Genomic DNA, 20,442 nt, shown 5'->3' with positions numbered 1-20,442 from the left:
CTCGTGCGGCCTTAAAATGCGAAGGGCCGCACAATGGCGGCCCTTCGCATTTCACGACACTACGATGTCATTTTGATGACATCTGTTGTTTAGCGCTCGTCAGGCTGGTTCTTAGCCATCGTCTCTTGCAAACCCAGGTAATCCAGCAGAATTCTGCCGCTTTCTGACAGATAGGCATCGTCCTCGGGTTTGATTTTTTTATCTTCAACGTGCGGCGTCGTCTCGTCTTCTTTTTCGAGCTTGGCCAGTGGCTCTTCGCCCTTGGCCTTGCGCAAGGTGTTTTCCAGTGTCAGCTGACGCTTCTCGATCCGCTCCTGCTGCGCCCTGCGCTTTTCCTCGTTGAGACTAATAGTCGTCTCGTGAGTAAGCTCCTGCGTCAGTGCGAGGCGATCCCGAGTAAATACAAAGTCTGGATTCTCATTGGTCCGCCCCTCATGACGAGCCTTGAGTTCGGCGAGGAACGGCTTGAACGGATTCATGTCCGGGCTGACCGCTGCTCGAATGCTGTCCCATGGCATCGCTTCAGGCAAAGCGCTTTCGCCAATTTCCTTGGTATCAACCTCGGCGGGGTAGGAGATGTCCGGGATGACGCCTTGATGCTGAGTGCTTTGTCCGGAGACTCGGTAGAACTTGGCGAGCGTCAGCTTGAGTTCGCCGTGATTAAGCGGTTGGACAGTTTGTACGGTGCCTTTGCCGAATGTCTGTCCACCGACGATCAGTGCGCGGTGGTAGTCCTGCATGGCGCCAGCGAAGATCTCCGAGGCCGATGCGGACAGTCGGTTAACCAGCACTGCCAGCGGGCCCTTATAAAACGCGCCTTGCTGCTCATCAGCCAGAACGTCGACGCGGCCATCGCTATTGCGGACCAGGACCGTAGGCCCTTGATCGATGAACAGGCCGGTCAGCTCAGTGGCTTCCTGAAGGGAACCGCCGCCATTGTTACGCAAGTCGATGACGACTCCGTCGACATCTTCCTTCTCCAGCTCCGTGAGCAGTTTTTTCACATCTCGGGTGGTGCTCTTGTATTCCTTGTCGCCAGCACGCAGGGCCTTGAAGTCGAGATAGAACGCCGGAATTTCAATGACCCCGAGCTTGTAGTCACGACCGTCCTGATTGAGCTTAAGCACCGACTTCTTCGCCGCCTGCTCCTCAAGCTTGACCGCTTCGCGGGTGATTGCGACGACTTTGCTGCTCTGGTCGTTTGGCGCGTTGCTCGCTGGGATGACTTCGAGTCGGACAACTGATCCTTTGGGGCCGCGGATCAGTTTGACGACTTCGTCGAGCCGCCAGCCGATCACATCGACCATCTCTTCATTACTCTGACCAACGCCGACGATCTTATCGGCAGGCGCGATCTGCTTGCTCTTCTCGGCAGGGCCAGCCGGGACCAGGCGCACCACCTTCACGTGCTCGTTGTCGCTCTGCAGTACAGCCCCGATACCTTCAAGAGAAAGACTCATGTTGATATCGAAGTTTTCGGCATTGTCAGGAGACAGATACTGGGTGTGCGGATCGTAGGACTGCGCGAAGGCATTGATATAAGTCTGGAACACGTCTTCGCCACGAGTCTGCTCAAGGCGCGACAGCTGATTCTTGTAACGTTTGGTGAGCAGTTCCTCGATGGCCTTGGGTTCCTTGCCGGCGATCTTCAACCGCAGCACCTCATCCTTTACGCGCTTGCGCCAGAGGTCATCCAGTTCCTGTTCGTTCTCGGGACGCGCTGCATTTTCGCGATCGATCAACAGCTCCTCGTCAACGGTGAAGTCAAAACTGTCGACGCCTTGCTCCAGCAGGCTCAGTGCATATTGCAGCCGGCTCTGCAGTCGCTCCAGATGCACCTTATAGATGATGAACCCGGGTTCAAGGTTGCCGTTCTTCAGAAAGTCATCGAACTGGTTGCGCCAGGCTTCGAATTCGGCAACGTCCCCTGCAGTGAAATAGCTGCGCGAAGGGTCGAGCATCTCGAGGTAGCTGTCGAAGATCTTCGCCGAGCGGGCGTCGTTCAGCGGGGGCTTGTTGTAGTGGTGGCGCTTGAGCAGCTCGACTACGTTGAGGCTGGCAATCACCTGGTCACGGTCAGGCTGCAGGTAGTCCCATGCATTTGGGTCGGCAGGTTTGGCGAAGGTGGCAGTGGCCTGAAGGCCAACCAGCAGGGCTAGAAAGCCTGCGGTCAATGATCGTTTCATATCGAAGGAGCGACGCGAGGCTGAGTAATAACGCATATTAGGCCATCAAATCAGGCGCCGGGACGGAATCCGCTCGGCGGGAAAAACACAGCCCGATGGTATCTGGCGGCTGGCACGCCGCGATTCAGATCTCACCGAGGGGCAGAGCGGTTCGCTGCACCAGAGGATACCGAAAAGGCATTCCACGGTTTTAGACGGGCGTATCGCAATGTGGCCTCGGCAGAACTCAATCAACGGCCTGCACTGCCGGAGTCACGGTTTAGCGGGCGCAGGTATGGACCACTATGGAGGCAGCATGAAGGGATTGCAAGGCGTCGAGGGACAGGTGGAGTGGGTGGAGCGTACCGCGGCGAAGTGCGGCGATGGAGAGGTCAGGATTCAAGTAGCCGCTGCAGGCCTGAACCGTGCTGATTTGCTGCAACGGGCGGGGCACTATCCGCCGCCCCCCGGCGTGACCGATATCCTTGGTCTGGAATGCTCCGGAGTGATCAGCGAGGTTGGGGCTGGCGCTTCCTACCAGATCGGTGACCGTGTATGTGCTCTATTGGCGGGTGGCGGCATGGCCGAGGAGATTGTGGTCGATAGCCGCCATGTTCTTCCGGTACCGCAAGGCCTGTCGTTGACAGAGGCGGCGGTTATTCCCGAGGTATATGCCACGGCATGGCTCAATCTGTTCCGCCTGGGTGTGCTGCAGCCCGGCGAGAAGGTTCTCTTGCACGCCGGTGCCAGTGGTGTGGGATCGGCTGCAATTCAATTGTGCAAAGCCTTTGGCAACCCATGCTGGGTCAGCGTCGGTTCGGCCGATCGTCTGGCCTATTGCGAGTCGTTGGGTGCCCAGGGCGGCGTGCTCCGGGGTGAGTCACTGGAAGCGCTTCGCGATTTCGGACCCTTTGATCTGATTCTCGATCCGGTTGGTGCGAAGTATGTAGCGCTCAACACCCAGCTCCTGGCGACGGATGGACGTTGGGTAATGATTGGCCTGATGGGCGGACGCAAAGCCGAGGTTGATCTGGGGTTGCTGCTGGCTAAACGAATCCAGCTGATCGGGTCGACGTTGCGTAGCCGCGGGGCTGCCGACAAGGCCGATTTACTGGCTGACATGCAGAACAAAATCTGGCCGCTCTTCGCCAACCAGACTCTTTCGCCGCGATTGGAGCGTAGTTTCCCGGCGCGCGACGTGGAAGCGGCATTTGCTGCCCTGGCAAGCAACCGGGTGTCCGGGAAGGTTGCGTTGGTTATCGACGACAGTCTGACCTAAACAATCCAGGCGCATGCGCCTGGAGACCAGATTTTAAGGCAGCTCGGCGCTCGAATAGAATGCGCTGAGTACCTTCACCAGATGCGCCAGATCCTGGCTGCCGGCCAGCTCGCGGATCGAGTGCATACCAAAGGTCGGCAAGCCAATATCCACCGTGCGCACGCCCAGCTGGCTGGCGGTGATTGGGCCGATGGTCGAGCCGCAGCCCATGTCGCTGCGGGTGACGAAGCTCTGCACCGAGACTTCGTTTTCCAGGCAGAGATGGCGAAAGAAGCCGGCGGTTTCGCTACTCGTCGCGTATCGCTGGTTGCTGTTGACCTTGATCACCGGCCCAGCATTGAGTTTCGGGCCGTGGTTGCCGTCATGCTTGTCGCTGTAGTTAGGATGCACCGCGTGTGCATTATCGGCCGAGATCATCAGTGAGCGGTTGATGCTGCGCTGGAAGGATTCACCTTCAGGCAATACGCGGCGCAACACTTGCTCGAGAAACGGCCCGTCCGCACCACACATCGACGTAGAACCGACTTCTTCATGATCGGTGCAGACCAGCACACAGGTTTCCTCAGTGCCCGCACGCAACAGGGCCTGTAGGCCCGCGTAGCAAGACAGCAGGTTATCCAGGCGGGCTCCGGCGATAAAGTCGCCATTCAGGCCGATCACGGCAGCGCTCTGGGTATCGTAGAAACTCAGCTCGAAATCGAGTACGACGTCCGCAACCAGACCATGTTCGCGGCTGAGTTGGTCCGCCAGCAGCGCTCTGAAATCTGGGCTGTCTTCGCTGGCGACTTGCGCCAGGATCGGTGGCAGTTCGTTCTGAGGGTTGATTGTCCAGCCCTGATTGGCTTCCCGATTGAGGTGGATCGCAAGGCTTGGAATCACCGCAATGGGCAGCTTGAAATCGATGAGCTGGCTTTCGATTCGACCGTCGCGGCTGTAGGTCACGCGTCCAGCCAAGGACAAGTCGCGGTCGAACCACGGAGCAAGCAGCGCGCCGCCGTACACTTCTACGCCAAGCTGCCAGAAGCCCTGGCGCTGCAGTTCGGGCTGCGGCTTGACGCGCAGGCAGGGGCTGTCGGTGTGCGCACCGACCAGGCGCATGCCCTGTTCGATGACCGAGTGGCTACCCAGTTGGAAAGCGACGATCGCGGAGTCGTTACGGGTGACGTAGTAGCGACCGCCTGGTTCGGTGTGCCAAGTCTCGCTTTCATCCAGGGGCTTGTAGCCAGCGGCCTGCAGGGCCTGGGCAAGGCTGGCAGTGGCATGAAATGGGGTAGGGGAGGCCTTGAGGTAATCGATCAGACCCTGGTTGAGTTCTTCGCGCATGGTTGGCTCCGGACGGCAATGGCTCGGAGTTTATCGCGGAATCAGGTGCAAGCTACAGGCCGCACAGCCTGTAGCGGCTCCTTTTAGAACGGCGCCGGGCACTCGAATCGCATACGTTCGCCAGTTTGAGGATGGGTCAGGGCAAGCATGCTGGCGTGCAGGCAGAGTCGGTCATACGCGGTGAGCGCCCGTTCGTGCGCATAGAGGCGATCACCCAGGAGGGGATGGCCGATCGAGAGCATGTGGACACGCAGCTGATGGGAGCGGCCGGTGATCGGGGTAAGCTCGACCCGGCTGTAATCACCGCAGCGCTCCAGGACTCGCCAATACGTTAGCGCATGCTTGCCCAGCTCATGGTCGACCACATGTCGCGGTTTGGTCGGCGGGTCGTAGCGCAGCGGCAGTTCGATGCTTCCACTGTCCTGTTCGGGCTCACCCCAGCATAGGGCGGTGTACGCTTTTTCTGTCTCGCGGTCGTGGAACTGGCGCGACAATTCGCGGTGGCTGTCCGCGTCACGTGCAAGCACGATCAGGCCGGAGGTTTCCCAGTCCAGGCGATGAACAATGCGCGCCTCAGGGTAGCCATTTTCCTGTAGTCGGGTGACCAGGCAGTCCTTGTTGTCTTCCGCGCGACCGGGTACGGACAACAGTAGAGTAGGCTTGTTGATGACCAGCAGAGCGGCATCTTGGTGAACGAACTGGATGTGACTGAGGGGCATTTTCGAATTCCGCAAACGACATCGGCGACCGAAGTCGCCGATGAATCTGTCGCTACACCACGGTGCTGGCGACTACCTGGTCGATCAACGATCGGGCAAGGTGATGTTCAGCTCAAGGATCGAACAGCTTCCCTGATCTTCCAGGGCGACCTGAACCTGATCGCTGTCGATGTTGACGTACTTGCGAATCACCTCGACCAGTTCTTTCTGCAGTGCCGGTAGGTAGTCCGGCTGGGTGCGCTGGCCGCGCTCGTGCGCGACGATGATTTGCAGACGTTCCTTGGCGATGTTAGCTGGCGTTTCCTTCTTCTTGCGTTCACGAAAGAAGTCGAGAAGGTTCATTCGCGGCCTCCAAACAAGCGCTGCAGGAAGCCCTGCTTCTTCACATCGAGGAAGCGATGGTTCACTTCCTTGCCCAGCAGGCGATCCACGGCGTCGCTGTAGGCCTGGCCGGCGTCGCTCTGGTCATCGAGGATGACCGGCACGCCCTGGTTGGAGGCTTTAAGTACGGCTTGGGATTCTGGGATGACGCCGAGCAGACGAATCGACAGAATTTCCTCGACGTCCTCGACACCGAGCATTTCGCCCTTGACCACCCGCTCGGGGTTGTAGCGGGTCAACAGCAGATGTTCCTTGATCGGCTCATCGCCGTTTTCGGCGCGGCGGGATTTGCTGGCCAGCAGGCCCAGCATCCGGTCCGAGTCGCGAACAGAGGAGACTTCCGGATTGGTTACGACGATGGCTTCGTCGGCGAAATACATGGCCAGGTGCGCGCCTTTCTCGATGCCGGCCGGCGAGTCGCAGATGACGAACTCGAAGGTCTTGGCCAATTCGTCGATGACTTTTCCGACGCCTTCAAGCGTCAGCGCATCCTTGTCGCGGGTCTGGCTGGCCGCGAGGACGTAGAGGTTTTCGAGACGCTTGTCCTTGATCAGTGCCTGGGTCAGGGTGGCATCGCCCTGAATGACATTGACGAAGTCATACACCACGCGACGCTCGCAGCCCATGATCAGGTCCAGGTTACGCAGACCGACGTCGAAGTCGACGATGACGGTCTTGTGGCCGCGCAAGGCGAGGCCGGTACCGATGGCGGCGCTGGAAGTGGTTTTACCGACGCCACCCTTGCCGGAAGTGACTACGAGGATCTTGGCCAAGGTGATTCACCCTAAATATGAAGTCGGGACCGTAGCCGAGTCGGCTTACAGTGCGCCCGTTTTGGTGCTTGAAAATTCGCGGCAGTATCCGTTAAAGGCGGGTGATGTTCAACACGTCGCCGGATAGCTTCATTTGCACGGCTTCGGCCCACAAAGGGTCGCGTCTAAGGTCTTCGGCGACCTTGTAATGCCCGGCAATCGAGACCATTTCAGCAGCTAGCTGCTGACAGAAAATACGTGCATTGGCATCGCCCTTGATGCCTGCCAGCGCACGCCCGCGCAGCGGGCCGTACACATGGATGTTCCCGTCGGCGAGAAGTTCCGCGCCGGGGCTCACCGCGGCCAGCACGATCAGATCGCCACCCTGAGCATAGACCTGCTGGCCGCCGCGGATGGGGGTGGTGATCACGCGGGTGGGGCGGTAGGCGGGCTCTGCCGGTTTGGCGGGTTCGCTTGGCGCCTTGCTGGTGACGTCAAGCTTGCGTTCACGAGCGCCCGACGGCGGTAGCACGGGCAAATCGAGCCGGCCGGCGGCGTCGACGATTTGCGGGTCGGCTGAACGCAACGCAAGGGTACGCAGGCCATGCTTTCGGCAGAGCGCGATAAGGGCAGGCAGGTCGAGGTTGCAATCGCTGGGAAGCTTGTCCAGCGCTAGCACCAGCGGCGTGTTATTAAAAAAGTCCGGGGCCTGTTCGACCTTGACGGCGAGCTGCTGATCCAGACGCTGCAGGTCGTTCTGTGTCAGCTCCAGCACGGTGATGGCGAGCATGCTGCCCTTGAGCTGGAATACGGGGGCTTGGTCGGTAAGATCGGCTTGGCTCATGGTCTGCCTGCTGCGGTAAATGGCGAGGACTTATAGCGGGGCGAACTGCCGCCTGCAAGTCTCGCCCACACTCTCGGACGGGTGCCGTGCATCGCAACGCTGCCGCATTGGCGGATGATTTATCGCTAGAATGCGCGCTTTTATCGGTTCGGACTGCCAATGGATCGTCCTCGTTTTCGCGCATCATTTCTTCATCCTCGTTTCTGGTTGCTGTGGCTTGGCCTCGGTCTACTGTGGCTGGTGGTGCAATTGCCCTATCGGATTCTGCTGTTGCTGGGGCGTGGACTGGGCGCAGTTATGTATCGGGTTGCCCGCTCGAGACGGCAGATCGCCCGGCGCAACCTGCAGCTGTGCTTTCCGGAGTTGAGCGAAAAGGAGCGTGAACGACTGCTGCGCGAGAACTTTGTCTCGACCGGGATTGCCTTCTTCGAAATGGCCATGAGCTGGTGGTGGCCCAAGTCGCGTTTGCAGCGACTGGCGCAAATCCAAGGGCTTGAGCATCTGCAGCAGGCGCAGGCAGAAGGGCAGGGCGTGATCCTGATGACGCTGCATTTCACCACGTTGGAAATCGGCGGAGCGCTGCTCGGCCAGTGGCACACCATCGATGGAATGTACCGTGAGCACAAGAATCCGGTGTTCGATTACGTGCAGCGGCGTGGCCGAGAGCGGCACAACCTGGATGCGACAGCGATAGAGCGTGAGGATGTGCGTGCCATGCTCAAGGTTCTGCGTGCGGGCCGGGCAATCTGGTATGCGCCAGATCAGGATTACGGCCGCAAGCAAAGCATCTTCGTACCCTGGTTCGGCATTCAGGCGGCAACCGTGACCGCAACGACCAAGTTCGCACGCCTGGGTAGGGCCAGGGTGATCCCTTACACGCTGGAACGCCTGCCTGAAGGAAGAGGCTACAGCCTGGTGGTGCATCCGCCATTGGACGATTTCCCCGGCGAAAGCGAGGAAGCTGATTGTCGCCGCATCAACGAGTGGATTGAAGACGCGGTCAGGCAGCACCCTGAGCAGTACCTGTGGGCTCACCGGCGCTTCAAGACCCGACCGGAGGGGGAGTCGAGTCTGTACCGCAAGCGCCCGAAGAAGCCGGTCAGCCTGTAAACACACCGTCGCGGAAATCGCGCAGCGCCTGTTCGATCTCTTCGCGGCTGTTCATCACGAACGGGCCGTATTGCACAATCGGCTCGCCGATCGGTCGGCCTGCCAGATAAAGGACGCGGGCGCCGCTGCTGGTTGAAAGCTCCAATTCACCCTGTTCGGAGAGTCGGGCGAGCTGATTCTTTGCAAGGCGTTGCCCACCCACCATCAGCTCGCCGTCAAACACATACAAGATGACTCGCTGCCCGTCGGACAGCTGCGGCCTCAGCCGCGTGCCGGCTGGAAGGCAAAGATCGAACAGCTGCGGCTCGGTATCTGGGCGTTGCACAGCGCCGGCTTGTGTGACGCCTTCGGCGCAGAGCCGGCCGGCAATCACCACTGCTTCGACACCGCTCGGCAGCGTTATTCGGGGGATTTCGGCGGGAGAGAAGTCGCGGTAGCTCGGTTCGTCCAGCTTGTTTTTCGCCGGCAGGTTGAGCCACAGCTGAAACCCGCGCATCGCGCCGTGTTCTTGCTGAGGCATCTCGCTGTGAATGACGCCGCGTGCGGCGGTCATCCACTGCACACCGCCGCTCTCTAGCAGGCCGACATTGCCGAGATGATCCTCGTGGCGCATGCGACCTTCAAGCATGTAAGTGATGGTCTCGAAGCCACGGTGCGGATGCGCCGGGAAACCGGCGATGTACACGTCCGGGTTTTCCGAGCCGAACTCATCGAGCATCAGAAAGGGATCGAAGCGCTCCGGCGCGGCGCCGCCGAACAGCCTTGTCAGGCTGACGCCGGCGCCATCGGAGGTGGCGCGCCCGGTGCTGACAGAAAGGATTTCACGCGTGGTCATAGCATCGCTCCTAGAACAGATGGGCTAAGACTACGACCAGCAGCTCGATGCGTTGACGCGAAATTCGAACCTTTCGTATCGATTCAGCCGATCATTCCTCGATCTGCAACTCCCGCGCGCGGGTGTAGACGTAGCGGACCTTCTCGTATTCGAACGGCGAATTGAGCTGGCCGTAGCGCAGGGGCGTCGTGTGACGGATATCGATCAATCGCAGCGCGGTGAGACCGAATTCACCACCGCTAGCTTCGGCATAGCTGAAGTAGTCGACCTGTCGCTCAACGCCAAAATCCACTGCCTGGCCAGCGGTGTCCCGCAGGTTCGACGGGCCGAGTGCGGGCAGGATCAGATACGGGCCGTGAGGTACGCCATAGAAGCCGAGGGTTTGGCCGAAATCCTCATTGTAGCGGGGCAGGCCCATACGCGTTGCAGGGTCCCAAACACCACCGACGCCCAGAATCGTGTTGAAGAGCAGGCGCGCGGTCGTGGTCATGGCTCGCTCGCCCTTAAGTTGCGCGATGCTGTTAAAAAGCGTCGGGATTTCACCGAGGTTATCGAAGAATTTGCTGACGCCGGTCCTCACGATCTTGGGCGTTACATAACGGTACCCGCGGACGGCTGGCAACATCACAAACTGATCCAGGCGGTAGTTGAAGTAGTACATGCGCCGGTTCAGCGACTCCCAGGGGTCGTAAATGTTCAGCGCGTCGAAGGTGGCGCGTTCAAATTCGCGCTGGTCAAGGCCGGGGTTGAACTCCAGGTTACGCAGCGGATGGGTGAAACCATCCTCATCGACAGTCCCCGTCTGGGCATGGGTCACGCTGCTGATTAGCAGCATGACGGCAAGCAAAGCGCGTTTAGCCACGGAAGAACTCCAACATATCGTGGGCGTTGACCCGGTAGGTGAGGTTGCCGCAGTGGCCACCGCGAGGATAGAGCGTCATGCGATCACCGAAGGTGCGGCGAAGGAACCCCAGATCTCCAGCGCCGAGAATGATGTCGTCGGCGTTATGCATGACGGCGATTTTCGGACTGTTGCGCATGTAATCCTCGAGCGCATACAGGCTCACCTGTTGCACCAGTTGCGCCATGCTGCCGCCGTCCTGCTGCGCGCGCCACATGGGAATCAGCTGCTCGGTGATATAGCAATCGAAATCACAGAGCAGCGCGCGGCGGAAGAACGGCTCGAGACTGGTGCCTTCATCGATTGGGTATTTCGGTGGCACGATCAGCCCGCGTCGGTTGATCAGGTCGGACGTGAAGGCAATATCGGCCGCCGAGAAGCGGAATACCGAGCCGATCAACATGGCCATCTGCTCGTCAGTAAGTCGCAGCGCCGATTGCTGGAAATCGAAAAGCATCGCCTCGTCCAGGTTGATCGTGCCTTGCTGGCGGTAGTACCGAGTGAGCTTTTCCAGGACGACTTCGTAGAAGGTAGTGGTGCTGTCGATGGCATCGACCTGTGTCTGCACAAGCTTGTCGAGGTTGCTAATCGAGGTGTAGAGGTTCACCGGCGGGTTGATCATCAGCACGCGCTTGAAGTTGAAACTCTGTCGCGTCTCGTCGAGCTTGCTGACGAATGCAGCGTTAAGCGCGCCCAGGCTATAACCGACCAGGTTGAACTCAGTGACCGGCAGCTCATGCTGCTGAGCGCGAACGGCTTGCATTACCCGATAGAGGTCTTTGGCGTCACCCGGACTGTAGCCTGGCGTTGCGTAGCGCGAGGCAGCGGCGATGAAGTCGAAGCTGGTGGGAGAGGACAGTTGCACCACGTGATAGCCGGCCCCGTAGAACAACCGCTTCAGCGACTCGGTCTTGCCGGCTGAGTAGCTCGCACCCGTGCCAGAGATGATAAACATCAGCGGCGCTGGACCAGGCTGTTTTGCTAGCCGATATGTGAGTCGTTTTACCGCCCAGAAGTTATCGGGCAGGGTGAACTCCCGCTCGGGACGTAGCCGCAGGCTGTAGTCTGCCTGATCAATGTCGTCATCTTCAGGCAAGTCGACGCGAAACGGCGCCGGTGTCGTGGCTATCGTCGCCTCGAATGGGTTGCTTAAGGGATAGCCATATTGCTCGACGCTGATGTCTGCCGCGTGGGCAGGCGTAACGACCAGTGCAAGCAGTGCGCTCAGGCACAGCAGCAATCGCATATGAGGTGATCTCCGGTGACTACGGTGGGGTTTGGCTGGTTGATATTCGGTTTTCCGGGGCCGGCGGCGGGGCCGCGGTCCGTTCGGTGCACTCGACGATGATTGCGACACCGGTTGGCGTGTCGGCAGCGAGTTTGGCCTGATCGCGGTGCAATGCATTTTCGCGCTCAGATAATGCCTGGAATTGCCCGCGCTATGTGGTTTCGCTAAGCATTGACCGCAATTAAGCCGGCAGGTTGCGTCGCTTTTAAGGAGTGATAGCAAAAAGCCGGTTGCGAACTGGCTGGTGTGGATTAGTGACCGCTTGGTCACCGATCGGCAAACGCCAAACGTTTGAGTCGAGAATCATTGCGCAAGGCTGCCGGGGCGCTTCTTAACGGCCCAGGTGCTTCGTGGGATTGCAGCCGTAGCGCTGGATGAGAGCGGTAGCGCTTACGCCTGGTGATGCAGCCAGGCGTGAGCGGGAATGTGCCTCTCGACAGCCTGACGCTTGTCCAGACGCTGCCAGACCTTCTCGTGAAAGTAAAAGCCCACCGAGTTGCACAGGGGCTCGATAGCGGCAACCAAGCCTCCTGCTGCTGCGCTGCCGGTCAAGGCGTAGGTGACCGAGAACGCGATGCAAAAGTGCATCAGGGTAAAGGTAACGGTCTTGGTCATGGTCGATTCTCCGCAGCGATCGAGAATTATTCTCTGTTGGTGTGAAGTGTGCTCATGGCTGAGGAGCGTAGGAAATCGCCGTGTTCGATGGATCAGATAGGCCAGCACTATAACCTTCCGTTTGCGTGGACCTGATCGGCACCAACGCGTCTGGCATGGGCCTCTAGCGAAATAAAAACAAGACCATGGTCGAGTGGCGTTAACACGGGCCGGCCCTAAAGTAGCCGCCCTGCCTTCATGTGTGGGCAGAGACCGTGTGGAGACCCCAATGAACAACGAGACAGTTATTCAGCAGATCAATGCTGATCCACGATTCCACGACCTGGTTGCCAAGCGTGGTCGTTTCGCCTGGATGCTGGCGACCATCATGCTGACCGCTTACTTCGCATTTATTCTTGTCATCGCGTTTGACCCTGCGGTGCTGGGAACACCTCTGAGCACTGGCTCCGTCACCACCTGGGGTATCCCGGCGGGTCTGGGCCTGATTTTCCTGTCGTTCGTGCTGACAGGAATCTATGTGCAACGCGCCAATGGCGAGTTTGATCGTATTACCCAGGACATTCTCGACGAGGCCCAGAAATAATGTTCGCTCGCCTGCTGACTGCAGCTGCTCTGATGGCAGTTGCTCCGGCGCTGTTTGCTGACGCCCTAACCGGCGATGTACAGAAACAGGCCACCAACTGGACCGCCATTTCGATGTTCATCGTATTCATCGTGTTCACGATGGGTATCACCAAGTGGGCGGCCAAGCGCAACACCTCCACTTCCGACTACTACACCGCTGGCGGCAGCATCACTGGTTTCCAGAACGGCCTGGCGATCGCGGGTGACTTTATGTCGGCTGCCTCGTTCCTCGGAATATCCGCGCTGGTCTTCACCAGCGGGTACGACGGCTTGATCTATTCGATCGGCTTCTTGGTGGGCTGGCCGATCATTCTGTTTCTGATGGCCGAGCGACTGCGCAACCTGGGTAAATTTACCTTCTCCGACGTAGCTTCCTACCGCCTGGGACAAACTCAGATCCGTATCCTATCTGCGTGCGGTTCTCTGATCGTGGTGGCCTTCTACCTGATCGCGCAGATGGTCGGTGCCGGCAAGCTGATCCAGCTGCTGTTCGGCCTGGACTATCTGGTCGCGGTGGTGATGGTAGGTGTGTTGATGGTCATGTACGTGATGTTCGGCGGCATGCTGGCGACCACCTGGGTGCAGATCATCAAGGCGGTGCTGCTGCTGTCTGGCGCAACCTTCATGGCGGTCATGGTGATGTACAACGTCGGCTTCGATTTCAGCCGTCTGTTCTCCGAGGCGGTGGCGCTGCATCCGAGCCATCAGGCGATCATGAGCCCGGGCGGCCTGGTTTCCGACCCGATTTCCGCGATCTCGCTGGGTCTGGCATTGATGTTCGGCACGGCTGGTCTGCCGCACATCCTGATGCGCTTCTTCACCGTTGCTGATGCCAAAGAAGCGCGTAAGAGCGTGTTCTATGCGACCGGCTTCATCGGCTACTTCTATATCCTGACGTTCATCATCGGTTTTGGCGCGATCCTGCTGGTCAGCACCAACCCGAGCTTCAAGGACGCCACTGGCGCCATCGTCGGCGGCACCAACATGGTCGCCATCCACCTGGCTTCGGCAGTCGGCGGCAATCTGTTCCTGGGCTTCATCTCCGCGGTGGCCTTTGCCACCATCCTCGCGGTGGTTTCGGGCCTGGCGCTGGCCGGTGCTTCCGCTGTCGCCCATGACCTCTATGCCTGCGTGATCATGAAGGGCAAGGCCAAGGAAGAGGACGAGATGAAGGTGACCAAGCGCACCACGCTGGCCCTGGGCGTGCTGGCCATCCTGCTTGGTGTGGCCTTCGAGAACCAGAATATTGCCTTCATGGTGGGCTTGGCATTCTCGGTTGCCGCGAGCTGCAACTTCCCGATTCTGTTTCTTTCGATGTACTGGAAGAACCTGACTACCCGCGGTGCGCTGATCGGTGGCGCGATGGGCCTGGGCACGGCGTTGCTGCTGACCATTCTCAGTCCGACGGTATGGGTCGATGTGCTGCACTTCGAGAAGGCCATCTTCCCGTACAAGTACCCGGCACTGTTCGCCATGATCGCGTCGTTCGCGGGCCTATGGTTCTTCTCGGTTACCGACAAGTCGAAAGCGGCTGCCGAGGAGCGTGCACGTTTCTTCCCGCAATTCATCCGTTCGCAGACCGGTCTAGGCTCGAGTGGTGCGGTCGCGCACTGACCTCACAGGTCACCCAAAAAAAGCAGCCTTCGGGCTGCTTTTTTTATGCGCCTTCGCCCGTTTATGGGCGGCTCAGAGGCCGGTCAATCGGGTGCGAGGTATGCCAGTCATTCAGCATTTCGATAGAGGCCGGAGCCTGCAGCGGCATTCGCTAGACTCGTGGCAACTCCACGAACAAAAGGTTACAAACGATGCAAAATCGGATGATGGTCACAGGGGCCGGTTCCGGCCTGGGTCGCGAAATTGCGTTGCGCTGGGCGCGCGAGGGTTGGCAGCTGGCATTGTCAGATGTCAACGAGGCCGGCCTGGCTGAAACCCTGAAGATGGTCCGTGAGGCGGGCGGCGATGGTTTCACTCAACGCTGTGACGTGCGCGACTACAGTCAGCTAACGGCGCTGGCACAGGCTTGCGAGAGCAATTTTGGCGGCATTGATGTAGTGGTCAACAACGCTGGCGTCGCTTCGGGTGGCTTTTTCGAAGAACTGTCGCTGGAGGACTGGGACTGGCAGATCGCGATCAACCTGATGGGCGTGGTCAAGGGCTGCAAGGCGTTCCTGCCATTGGTGCAGAAGAGCCAGGGCAAGATCATTAACATCGCGTCCATGGCGGCTCTGATGCAAGCGCCAGGAATGAGCAACTACAACGTCGCCAAGGCCGGCGTAGTGGCGTTGTCCGAAAGCCTGCTGGTGGAGCTGAAGCAGCAGGAAGTCGGGGTTCATGTGGTCTGTCCGTCGTTCTTCCAGACCAATCTGATGGATTCCTATCGTGGGCCGACGCCCAACATGAAAGCGCAGATCAGCAAGCTGCTCGAAGCGTCGCCTATTTCTGCTGCCGACATCGCCGACTACATCTACCGTCAGGTTGCCGAAGGCGTGTTTATGATCCTGCCGCATGACGAAGGCCGGGCGGCTTGGAAAATCAAGCAGCACAACCCTCAGGCTATCTATGACGAGATGGCGCTGCTGGCAGAGAAGAAACGTAGCAAGAGCAAAACCTGACCAGTCGGTCCGTTTTGCTTGCCCTGATCCAGGGGCGGGAGTAGGGTTGCCGGTCCTACCCAGTCTGCCTCTGGACTCACTGTGAAAAATCCGTCTCGCTGGCTGCTCATGCTGGCTTTAGTGCTGGCCGCGATCAATCTTCGGCCCGGTATTACCTCGTTCGCACCCCTGATCGAACGCATCGCCGAGGAGCTCAGTCTCAGCCGCAGCGTTATCAGCCTTACTACCGCCTTGCCGGTGCTGCTGATGGGGTTGCTCGCGCCGTTGGCGCCACGTCTGGCGGTGCGGTTCGGACTGGAGCGCACCATCAGCCTGTGCCTTGGCTTGATCGGCCTGGCGCTATTACTGCGTCTGTTCGGTAAAAGCGCGCCGGTGTTGATTGGCACGGCGGCCATGGTGGGTGCCGGAATCGCGGTCGCCGGGCCGCTGTTGTCAGGCTTCATCAAGCGTTATTTCCTCGAGCAGATGGGTAAGACGGCCGCCTACTATTCGTTGAGCATGGCTGTTGGCGGCACCATCGGCGTGGTGCTTACCGCACCGGCGGCCGAACTGCTGGGCCAGCGCTGGACCTGGGGGCTGGCGTTCTGGGCTATTCCCGCAGTGCTGGCACTGTTGATCTGGTGGCGCCTGCCGAACCAGTCGGAGCCGGCAGTCGAGAGCCGCGCCGGTCTGCCGTGGCGTGAGCCACGCGCCTGGTTGGTGAGCATCTATTTCGCCTTGCAGGCCGGTCTGTTCTACGCACTGGCGACTTGGCTGGTGGCGCGTTACCACGAGGTTGGCTTCAGCCTGCTGCAGAGCAATGCATTTTTCAGTGGCTTCATGCTGATCGGTTTACCCAGCGCCTTCATCATGCCTTGGCTGGCGCAGCGCTTCGGTCGGCGGCACCTGCTGATGGCTTGCTGCGGCGTACTGGCGACGGTGTGTCTGTTGGTCATTGCCTGGCTTCCTCAGGTCAACCCCTTGCTGGTCTGCATGCTGCTGGGTGTGGCCTTGAACGGGACATTTTCGATGTCACTGGTATTGCCGATGTACGAAGCGAACTCACCGCTAGCGGTCAGCCGCCTGACGGCAATGATGCTTTGCACCGGTTATTGCCTGGCCTGTTTCACGCCAGTGCTGACCGGCTTGGGCCGCGATATCGCCGGTGATTACCGTGAACCCTTCCTCGTACTCGCGACCATGTCAGCGGCAATGTCGCTGCTCGCCTTGCGGCTGGCGCCCCGCCGAGATCTGTCTGCTGCGACGACGCCCTGAAGGTGCCGCTATTACCTTAGGTTGTGGTCTGCGTCACCTCTGCGACTCGCGTGCGGGCCATGTCCGCACGGGGCGCTGGAAGGCCGAGCGGATTTGATCGAACATGTCGGACTTTCGCCTGGAGTGTTCCTGTGGAGCCGGAATCCATCGTCTACGGCAGCATTCGTGACTGGCCTTCGACCGACCCCGAGCAGTGTCGGCTGCGCCGTGCAGTCAACCGCCGTGCGCTGTACAGCTTGCCTCAAGGTGAGGGTTGGCCTTTTCTCGGAAGAGAAATGTTTTCCTGCTGCATGGATGAAGGCGTGTATCAGACCCAGATCATTCACTTCGGCGCCAGCTACCGCGCGGTCGAATATGAATGGGCGCTCTGGGTGCGTCACTTCGAGGCACTGCTGAACGAACTCTACTGGACCAGCGCGGTGGTTCACCTAGAGACCGAACTCAACGGCATTCATACCTTCCGCTGGGAAACCGAAAGCGGTTCGCACAGCCCCCATCAGCGCGATTTGCGTATGCGCTGTGCCTGGGAGCGTGACGGCGGGGTATTCAGCTGAAATCTAGTCTTCCAGCCATTCCTTCGGCACCTCGCGCCTGAGCGCGAGCTGGCACTGCTGATGATCAACATCGAACACGATGACCGCGGTGCCTTTGCGCAATGCCTGGCGTACCCGCTCGACGCGGGTTTCCTGCGGCGTCTCGTCGCCATTATCGGTGCCCTCGCGGGTGACGAAGTCTTCGATGAGGCGGGTCAGGGTGTCAGGTTCGAGCTGGTCGTAAGGGATGAGCATCGGCGTCGGATCAAGTGGGATGGTGCAGGTCAGGTTCGCTGATCGGCGCGTTGAGGAACCGATCCAGGTAAGCATACAGCTGCTCACTGTCCAATGGCTTGCCAATGAAATCGTCCATGCCGGCCTCGCTGCCAGCGCGGCGATGCTCCTCGAGCACATGGGCGGTCAGTGCGATGATCGGCACGGGTCGCAACTGCAATTGCGCTTCGAGTCGGCGGATCTGACGGCTGGCCTCGAATCCGTCCATTTCCGGCATCTCGCAGTCCATCAAAATCAGCTGCACAGCGGCCGGGTTCTCGCTGTACGCACTGATTGCCCTGTGCCCGTTTTCAGCAACCATGACCTCATAGCCGCGTTTACGCAGCAGGCTGGACACGACCATCTGGCTGACCGGGTTGTCCTCGACTACTAGGATGAGCGGCTTGCGGCCTGTCAGGCTGTCGGCGGCCACCATCGCAGCGCCATTAGGCGTTCGGGTTCCCTGATAGAGGCGATGCAGTGCTTCGCGCAAGGGGCCGAGCAACAGGGGCAACGGCAGGCTTGCCAGGTGCAACGATGACGACGCAGGTGAGGGCTCGCTTTGTGGCGGGTAGAGCAGCATTACGCGTTGATTTGGTTCGAGCTGGTCGGCCACGGCGTTGAGCCATGCCTGTGGTTTGCCAGGCCAGGGTGCCATGATCACCAGCAGCGGGGCTGAAGCCTGATCGTCGAGGTAGCGGCGCAGTCGTTGCGGCTCCTCGCAACGGACGATTCGCATGCCCCAACGGTGGAGCAGATTGCCCATCGCATCCAGTGCACAGATATCCCGAGACGCGATCACGGCGGTTCGGCCTTCGAGCAAGGTCGTGAGTGGGTCAGAGTTGTCGCTCGCCTCCCGCAGCGGAATGTCGAAGCTGAATTGGCTGCCCTGGCCAGGCGTGCTCTGCACTTCGATCTGGCCGCCCATCATTTCCACCAGTTCCTTGCTGATGACCAAGCCCAGGCCGCTGCCACCGTAGCGTCGGGTTGTACTGGAATCACCTTGTGCGAAGGACTCGAACAGCTGGGCCAGCACCTCGGCGCGCATGCCGATGCCGCTGTCGGTGATCGAAAAGACCAGGCTTCGGCCGCCCTCCGGTCCCTGACAGACGACCTGCAGCACCACGCAACCCTGTTCGGTGAACTTCAACGAATTGCTCAGCAGGTTCATCAGGACCTGCTTGAGACGGGTCGGGTCGCCGCGAAGACGGCGTGGCACACCGGGCGCAAGGCTGAGATGCAGGTTCAGCTGCTTCTGCAGCGCTTGGGCTGTGAACAGGCTGATGGTTTCGGAGGCCAGCGCTTCCAAGTCGAACTCGATGTCCTCCAAGACCAGTTTGCCGGCGCCGATCCTTGCGTAGTCGAGGATGTCGTTGATGACCGTCATCAGCGAGTTGCTGGAGCTGGCAACCGTATCGAGGTAGAAGCGCTGGTTACGATCCAGCGGGGTTTCACGCAGCAATTGCAGCATGCCCAATACGCCGTTCAATGGCGTGCGGATCTCGTGGCTCATTTTCGCCAGAAAGCGACTTTTTGCCTGGTTCTCGCTTTCTGCCCGCTCGGCTGCCTGGCGCGAACGGAAGCCTTCTTCCTTAAGCAGGTTGATACGGTCGGCGAGCCCGATCGACAGCGTGATCAATTCGAAGGCGATGCCAACTTTGACAATCGACGCGCCATACAGGCCCAACAGGTTGAAGCCCAGTGAACCAGCTGTGACGATGACGAACGTCGCCAGCAGGACGCCCCAGGCCAGCGTGTAATAAAGGCCATAGCGCACGCCGCGGCTCCAGACGAAAGCGCCAGTCAGCAACAGGCCGATCGAAGAGCCGATGACCATCACACTGGCGAGCACGCTCCAGACCTGCGTTTCCAGAACGAATCCGGACAGCAGCGCACCCATCGACAGGATCAGCACCACACGCAGGGCGAAGTCCAGGCGCGGGAAGTACTCTCGGGTATGCAGAAAATGGCGGCTGAATTGGACCGACACCAGGCAATGGCTGAACATCAGTGCGTAGATGCCTAACGCGACCACGCCGCCGGCATCGTTCAGCCATTTGACCAGCAAGCCATCGAAGCTGAGTGCGAACAGGCCCACGTTGAGGTTGTAGATCAGATACCAGAAATACGCTGGCTCACGCAGCGAGAGGAACAGGAAGAAGTTGTAGCAGAACATCGCAAACAGCACGCCATAGAAGGCCCCGGCCAAGCCCATTGAGTCTTCGGTTGCTTCGGCGTTAGCTGCGTAGGTGCTGAAATACAGCGGGACGTACAGGGTGCTGGTGCTTTGCACACGCAACAGCAAGGTCGAGGTGCCGGGCGCGAGCTCTACTGGAAACAAGAAGTTGCTGACCCTGACCGAGCGCTCACTGAACGGATGGTTGTCCCCCGAGTGCTGTCGGCTGATACGACCGTCCGGGTGACGGAGATACAGCTGAATATCGTCAAGCAGCGGGTAGTTGATTTCGACGAAGCCGCCGAGAGGGTCGTGGAGTTGGTTGTCCAACTCGACACGGAACCACCAGACCGAATCGTTCTTCCCCTTATTGGGGTGTAGGCCTGACACTGGCTCGAAGGTTTTTTCGGGTAGCGCGAACACCTCGGCCACGCTCAGTTCGGCGGCAGGGTCTCTCAGAAAGTAACTTGAGCTGCCCAGTGCTTGGCGAAAATGCTGTGAATCCACAGGCACGGGCTCAAAGGCCGATGCCTGAGCGGTCAGACAGAATAGGAAGACGGCCAGAAAAAGACGCGGCAGCATGTTATTGACCCAAGGCGTGCAAACTCGCAAAACGCAGTTTCCAGTCGCGCGAAGGACAAATCCCCTCGCTTCATGCCTGACTGGCCAAGCATCCATATATTTCAGAGGTTTGCGACTTTGCCCGGATCAGCGCCGCCCCGCAATCGGCAATTGCCTCAAGTTGGCGGCGCATCATG

At 59.5% G+C, this 20,442-nt stretch carries 19 protein-coding genes; 7 read left to right on the top strand and 12 right to left on the bottom strand.

The annotated features are described in order from the left end of the window. Nucleotides 1-89 precede the first annotated feature (89 nt). Nucleotides 90-2,186, bottom strand: a complete 2,097-nt coding sequence (locus RT21_RS17680) for a carboxy terminal-processing peptidase (RefSeq protein WP_046163839.1) — start codon at nucleotides 2,184-2,186, stop codon at nucleotides 90-92. A 295-nt stretch (nucleotides 2,187-2,481) separates the two neighbouring features. Here RT21_RS17680 and RT21_RS17675 point away from each other — a divergent pair, with 295 nt between their 5' ends. After that, complete coding sequence (locus tag RT21_RS17675) at nucleotides 2,482-3,444, top strand: NAD(P)H-quinone oxidoreductase (protein ID WP_046163770.1); 963 nt, start codon at nucleotides 2,482-2,484, stop codon at nucleotides 3,442-3,444. Nucleotides 3,445-3,477: 33 nt separating this feature from the next. On the opposite strand, the gene RT21_RS17670 is transcribed toward RT21_RS17675, so the two are convergent. The 5 genes from RT21_RS17670 to minC all read right to left on the bottom strand — a co-directional run bounded on the left by RT21_RS17670 (nucleotide 3,478) and on the right by minC (nucleotide 7,463). After that, nucleotides 3,478-4,767 carry a M18 family aminopeptidase gene (locus tag RT21_RS17670; RefSeq protein WP_046163769.1) on the bottom strand — a complete coding sequence of 430 codons (1,290 nt, stop codon included), beginning with the start codon at nucleotides 4,765-4,767 and terminating at the stop codon, nucleotides 3,478-3,480. An 83-nt stretch (nucleotides 4,768-4,850) separates the two neighbouring features. Then, nucleotides 4,851-5,486, bottom strand: a complete 636-nt coding sequence (locus RT21_RS17665; protein WP_046163768.1) for an RluA family pseudouridine synthase — start codon at nucleotides 5,484-5,486, stop codon at nucleotides 4,851-4,853. 84 nt (nucleotides 5,487-5,570) lie between these two features. After that, nucleotides 5,571-5,828: a cell division topological specificity factor MinE gene (minE, locus tag RT21_RS17660; protein WP_019341568.1), complete on the bottom strand. Its 258-nt coding sequence runs from the start codon at nucleotides 5,826-5,828 to the stop codon at nucleotides 5,571-5,573. Next, nucleotides 5,825-6,640: a septum site-determining protein MinD gene (gene minD, locus RT21_RS17655; RefSeq protein ID WP_045428284.1), complete on the bottom strand. Its 816-nt coding sequence runs from the start codon at nucleotides 6,638-6,640 to the stop codon at nucleotides 5,825-5,827. Before minD ends, minE begins: the two co-directional genes overlap by 4 nt. Nucleotides 6,641-6,731: 91 nt before the next feature. Further along, nucleotides 6,732-7,463, bottom strand: a complete 732-nt coding sequence (gene minC / locus RT21_RS17650) for a septum site-determining protein MinC (protein ID WP_045428283.1) — start codon at nucleotides 7,461-7,463, stop codon at nucleotides 6,732-6,734. Between the two features lie 159 nt (nucleotides 7,464-7,622). Here minC and RT21_RS17645 point away from each other — a divergent pair, with 159 nt between their 5' ends. Next, on the top strand, nucleotides 7,623-8,573 hold the full coding sequence (locus tag RT21_RS17645) for a lipid A biosynthesis lauroyl acyltransferase (protein ID WP_046163767.1): 951 nt from the start codon (nucleotides 7,623-7,625) through the stop codon (nucleotides 8,571-8,573). Here RT21_RS17645 and RT21_RS17640 read toward each other — a convergent pair. The 4 genes from RT21_RS17640 to RT21_RS17625 all read right to left on the bottom strand — a co-directional run bounded on the left by RT21_RS17640 (nucleotide 8,563) and on the right by RT21_RS17625 (nucleotide 12,212). Continuing rightward, nucleotides 8,563-9,408, bottom strand: a complete 846-nt coding sequence (locus tag RT21_RS17640; RefSeq protein ID WP_046163766.1) for a pirin family protein — start codon at nucleotides 9,406-9,408, stop codon at nucleotides 8,563-8,565. The genes RT21_RS17645 and RT21_RS17640 overlap by 11 nt on opposite strands. A 91-nt stretch (nucleotides 9,409-9,499) precedes the next feature. Continuing rightward, on the bottom strand, nucleotides 9,500-10,243 hold the full coding sequence (locus RT21_RS17635) for an MlaA family lipoprotein (RefSeq protein WP_156155731.1): 744 nt from the start codon (nucleotides 10,241-10,243) through the stop codon (nucleotides 9,500-9,502). Nucleotides 10,244-10,262: 19 nt separating this feature from the next. After that, nucleotides 10,263-11,555, bottom strand: a complete 1,293-nt coding sequence (locus RT21_RS17630; protein WP_045428273.1) for an alpha/beta fold hydrolase family protein — start codon at nucleotides 11,553-11,555, stop codon at nucleotides 10,263-10,265. Between the two features lie 432 nt (nucleotides 11,556-11,987). Continuing rightward, entirely contained in the window at nucleotides 11,988-12,212 is a 225-nt protein-coding gene (locus tag RT21_RS17625; protein ID WP_045428270.1) for a DUF2061 domain-containing protein, read from the bottom strand. Between the two features lie 268 nt (nucleotides 12,213-12,480). Here RT21_RS17625 and RT21_RS17620 point away from each other — a divergent pair, with 268 nt between their 5' ends. From RT21_RS17620 to RT21_RS17600, 5 genes are all read left to right on the top strand, one after another. Next, complete coding sequence (locus tag RT21_RS17620; RefSeq protein ID WP_045428267.1) at nucleotides 12,481-12,795, top strand: DUF485 domain-containing protein; 315 nt, start codon at nucleotides 12,481-12,483, stop codon at nucleotides 12,793-12,795. After that, on the top strand, nucleotides 12,795-14,450 hold the full coding sequence (locus tag RT21_RS17615; RefSeq protein ID WP_045428263.1) for a cation acetate symporter: 1,656 nt from the start codon (nucleotides 12,795-12,797) through the stop codon (nucleotides 14,448-14,450). The genes RT21_RS17620 and RT21_RS17615 overlap by 1 nt, the downstream gene beginning before the upstream one ends. A gap of 191 nt (nucleotides 14,451-14,641) precedes the next feature. Beyond that, nucleotides 14,642-15,448, top strand: coding sequence for an SDR family oxidoreductase (locus tag RT21_RS17610; RefSeq protein WP_046163765.1), 807 nt, complete (start codon nucleotides 14,642-14,644; stop codon nucleotides 15,446-15,448). A 108-nt stretch (nucleotides 15,449-15,556) separates the two neighbouring features. Continuing rightward, nucleotides 15,557-16,702, top strand: a complete 1,146-nt coding sequence (locus tag RT21_RS17605) for an MFS transporter (RefSeq protein WP_046163837.1) — start codon at nucleotides 15,557-15,559, stop codon at nucleotides 16,700-16,702. A 131-nt stretch (nucleotides 16,703-16,833) separates the two neighbouring features. After that, on the top strand, nucleotides 16,834-17,256 hold the full coding sequence (locus tag RT21_RS17600; protein ID WP_046163764.1) for a hypothetical protein: 423 nt from the start codon (nucleotides 16,834-16,836) through the stop codon (nucleotides 17,254-17,256). Between the two features lie 3 nt (nucleotides 17,257-17,259). Here RT21_RS17600 and RT21_RS17595 read toward each other — a convergent pair whose 3' ends face one another. Further along, nucleotides 17,260-17,490: a YheU family protein gene (locus RT21_RS17595; protein ID WP_046163763.1), complete on the bottom strand. Its 231-nt coding sequence runs from the start codon at nucleotides 17,488-17,490 to the stop codon at nucleotides 17,260-17,262. A 10-nt stretch (nucleotides 17,491-17,500) separates the two neighbouring features. After that, on the bottom strand, nucleotides 17,501-20,266 hold the full coding sequence (locus tag RT21_RS17590; RefSeq protein ID WP_046163762.1) for a hybrid sensor histidine kinase/response regulator: 2,766 nt from the start codon (nucleotides 20,264-20,266) through the stop codon (nucleotides 17,501-17,503). Between the last annotated feature and the right edge of the window lie 176 nt (nucleotides 20,267-20,442).

The sequence above is a fragment of the Pseudomonas sp. 10B238 genome (genome assembly GCF_000970615.1).
GTDB lineage: Bacteria > Pseudomonadota > Gammaproteobacteria > Pseudomonadales > Pseudomonadaceae > Stutzerimonas.
Note: the sequence above shows the minus strand (reverse complement) of the source record. Positions and strands in the feature narration are given on the sequence as shown.

Excerpts from the sequence above, each read along its gene's own strand:
- RT21_RS17665 (WP_046163768.1), bottom strand. The coding sequence starts at position 5,486 with ATGCCCCTCAGTCACATCCAGTTCGTTCACCAAGATGCCGCTCTGCTG.
- RT21_RS17610 (WP_046163765.1), top strand. The coding sequence starts at position 14,642 with ATGCAAAATCGGATGATGGTCACAGGGGCCGGTTCCGGCCTGGGTCGC.
- RT21_RS17595 (WP_046163763.1), bottom strand. The coding sequence starts at position 17,490 with ATGCTCATCCCTTACGACCAGCTCGAACCTGACACCCTGACCCGCCTC.
- RT21_RS17635 (WP_156155731.1), bottom strand. The coding sequence starts at position 10,243 with ATGCTGCTAATCAGCAGCGTGACCCATGCCCAGACGGGGACTGTCGAT.
- RT21_RS17680 (WP_046163839.1), bottom strand. The coding sequence starts at position 2,186 with ATGAAACGATCATTGACCGCAGGCTTTCTAGCCCTGCTGGTTGGCCTT.
- RT21_RS17640 (WP_046163766.1), bottom strand. The coding sequence starts at position 9,408 with ATGACCACGCGTGAAATCCTTTCTGTCAGCACCGGGCGCGCCACCTCC.
- minE (WP_019341568.1), bottom strand. The coding sequence starts at position 5,828 with ATGAACCTTCTCGACTTCTTTCGTGAACGCAAGAAGAAGGAAACGCCA.
- RT21_RS17630 (WP_045428273.1), bottom strand. The coding sequence starts at position 11,555 with ATGCGATTGCTGCTGTGCCTGAGCGCACTGCTTGCACTGGTCGTTACG.
- minC (WP_045428283.1), bottom strand. The coding sequence starts at position 7,463 with ATGAGCCAAGCCGATCTTACCGACCAAGCCCCCGTATTCCAGCTCAAG.
- RT21_RS17675 (WP_046163770.1), top strand. The coding sequence starts at position 2,482 with ATGAAGGGATTGCAAGGCGTCGAGGGACAGGTGGAGTGGGTGGAGCGT.
- RT21_RS17645 (WP_046163767.1), top strand. The coding sequence starts at position 7,623 with ATGGATCGTCCTCGTTTTCGCGCATCATTTCTTCATCCTCGTTTCTGG.
- RT21_RS17625 (WP_045428270.1), bottom strand. The coding sequence starts at position 12,212 with ATGACCAAGACCGTTACCTTTACCCTGATGCACTTTTGCATCGCGTTC.
- RT21_RS17615 (WP_045428263.1), top strand. The coding sequence starts at position 12,795 with ATGTTCGCTCGCCTGCTGACTGCAGCTGCTCTGATGGCAGTTGCTCCG.
- RT21_RS17590 (WP_046163762.1), bottom strand. The coding sequence starts at position 20,266 with ATGCTGCCGCGTCTTTTTCTGGCCGTCTTCCTATTCTGTCTGACCGCT.
- RT21_RS17605 (WP_046163837.1), top strand. The coding sequence starts at position 15,557 with ATGCTGGCTTTAGTGCTGGCCGCGATCAATCTTCGGCCCGGTATTACC.
- RT21_RS17620 (WP_045428267.1), top strand. The coding sequence starts at position 12,481 with ATGAACAACGAGACAGTTATTCAGCAGATCAATGCTGATCCACGATTC.
- RT21_RS17670 (WP_046163769.1), bottom strand. The coding sequence starts at position 4,767 with ATGCGCGAAGAACTCAACCAGGGTCTGATCGATTACCTCAAGGCCTCC.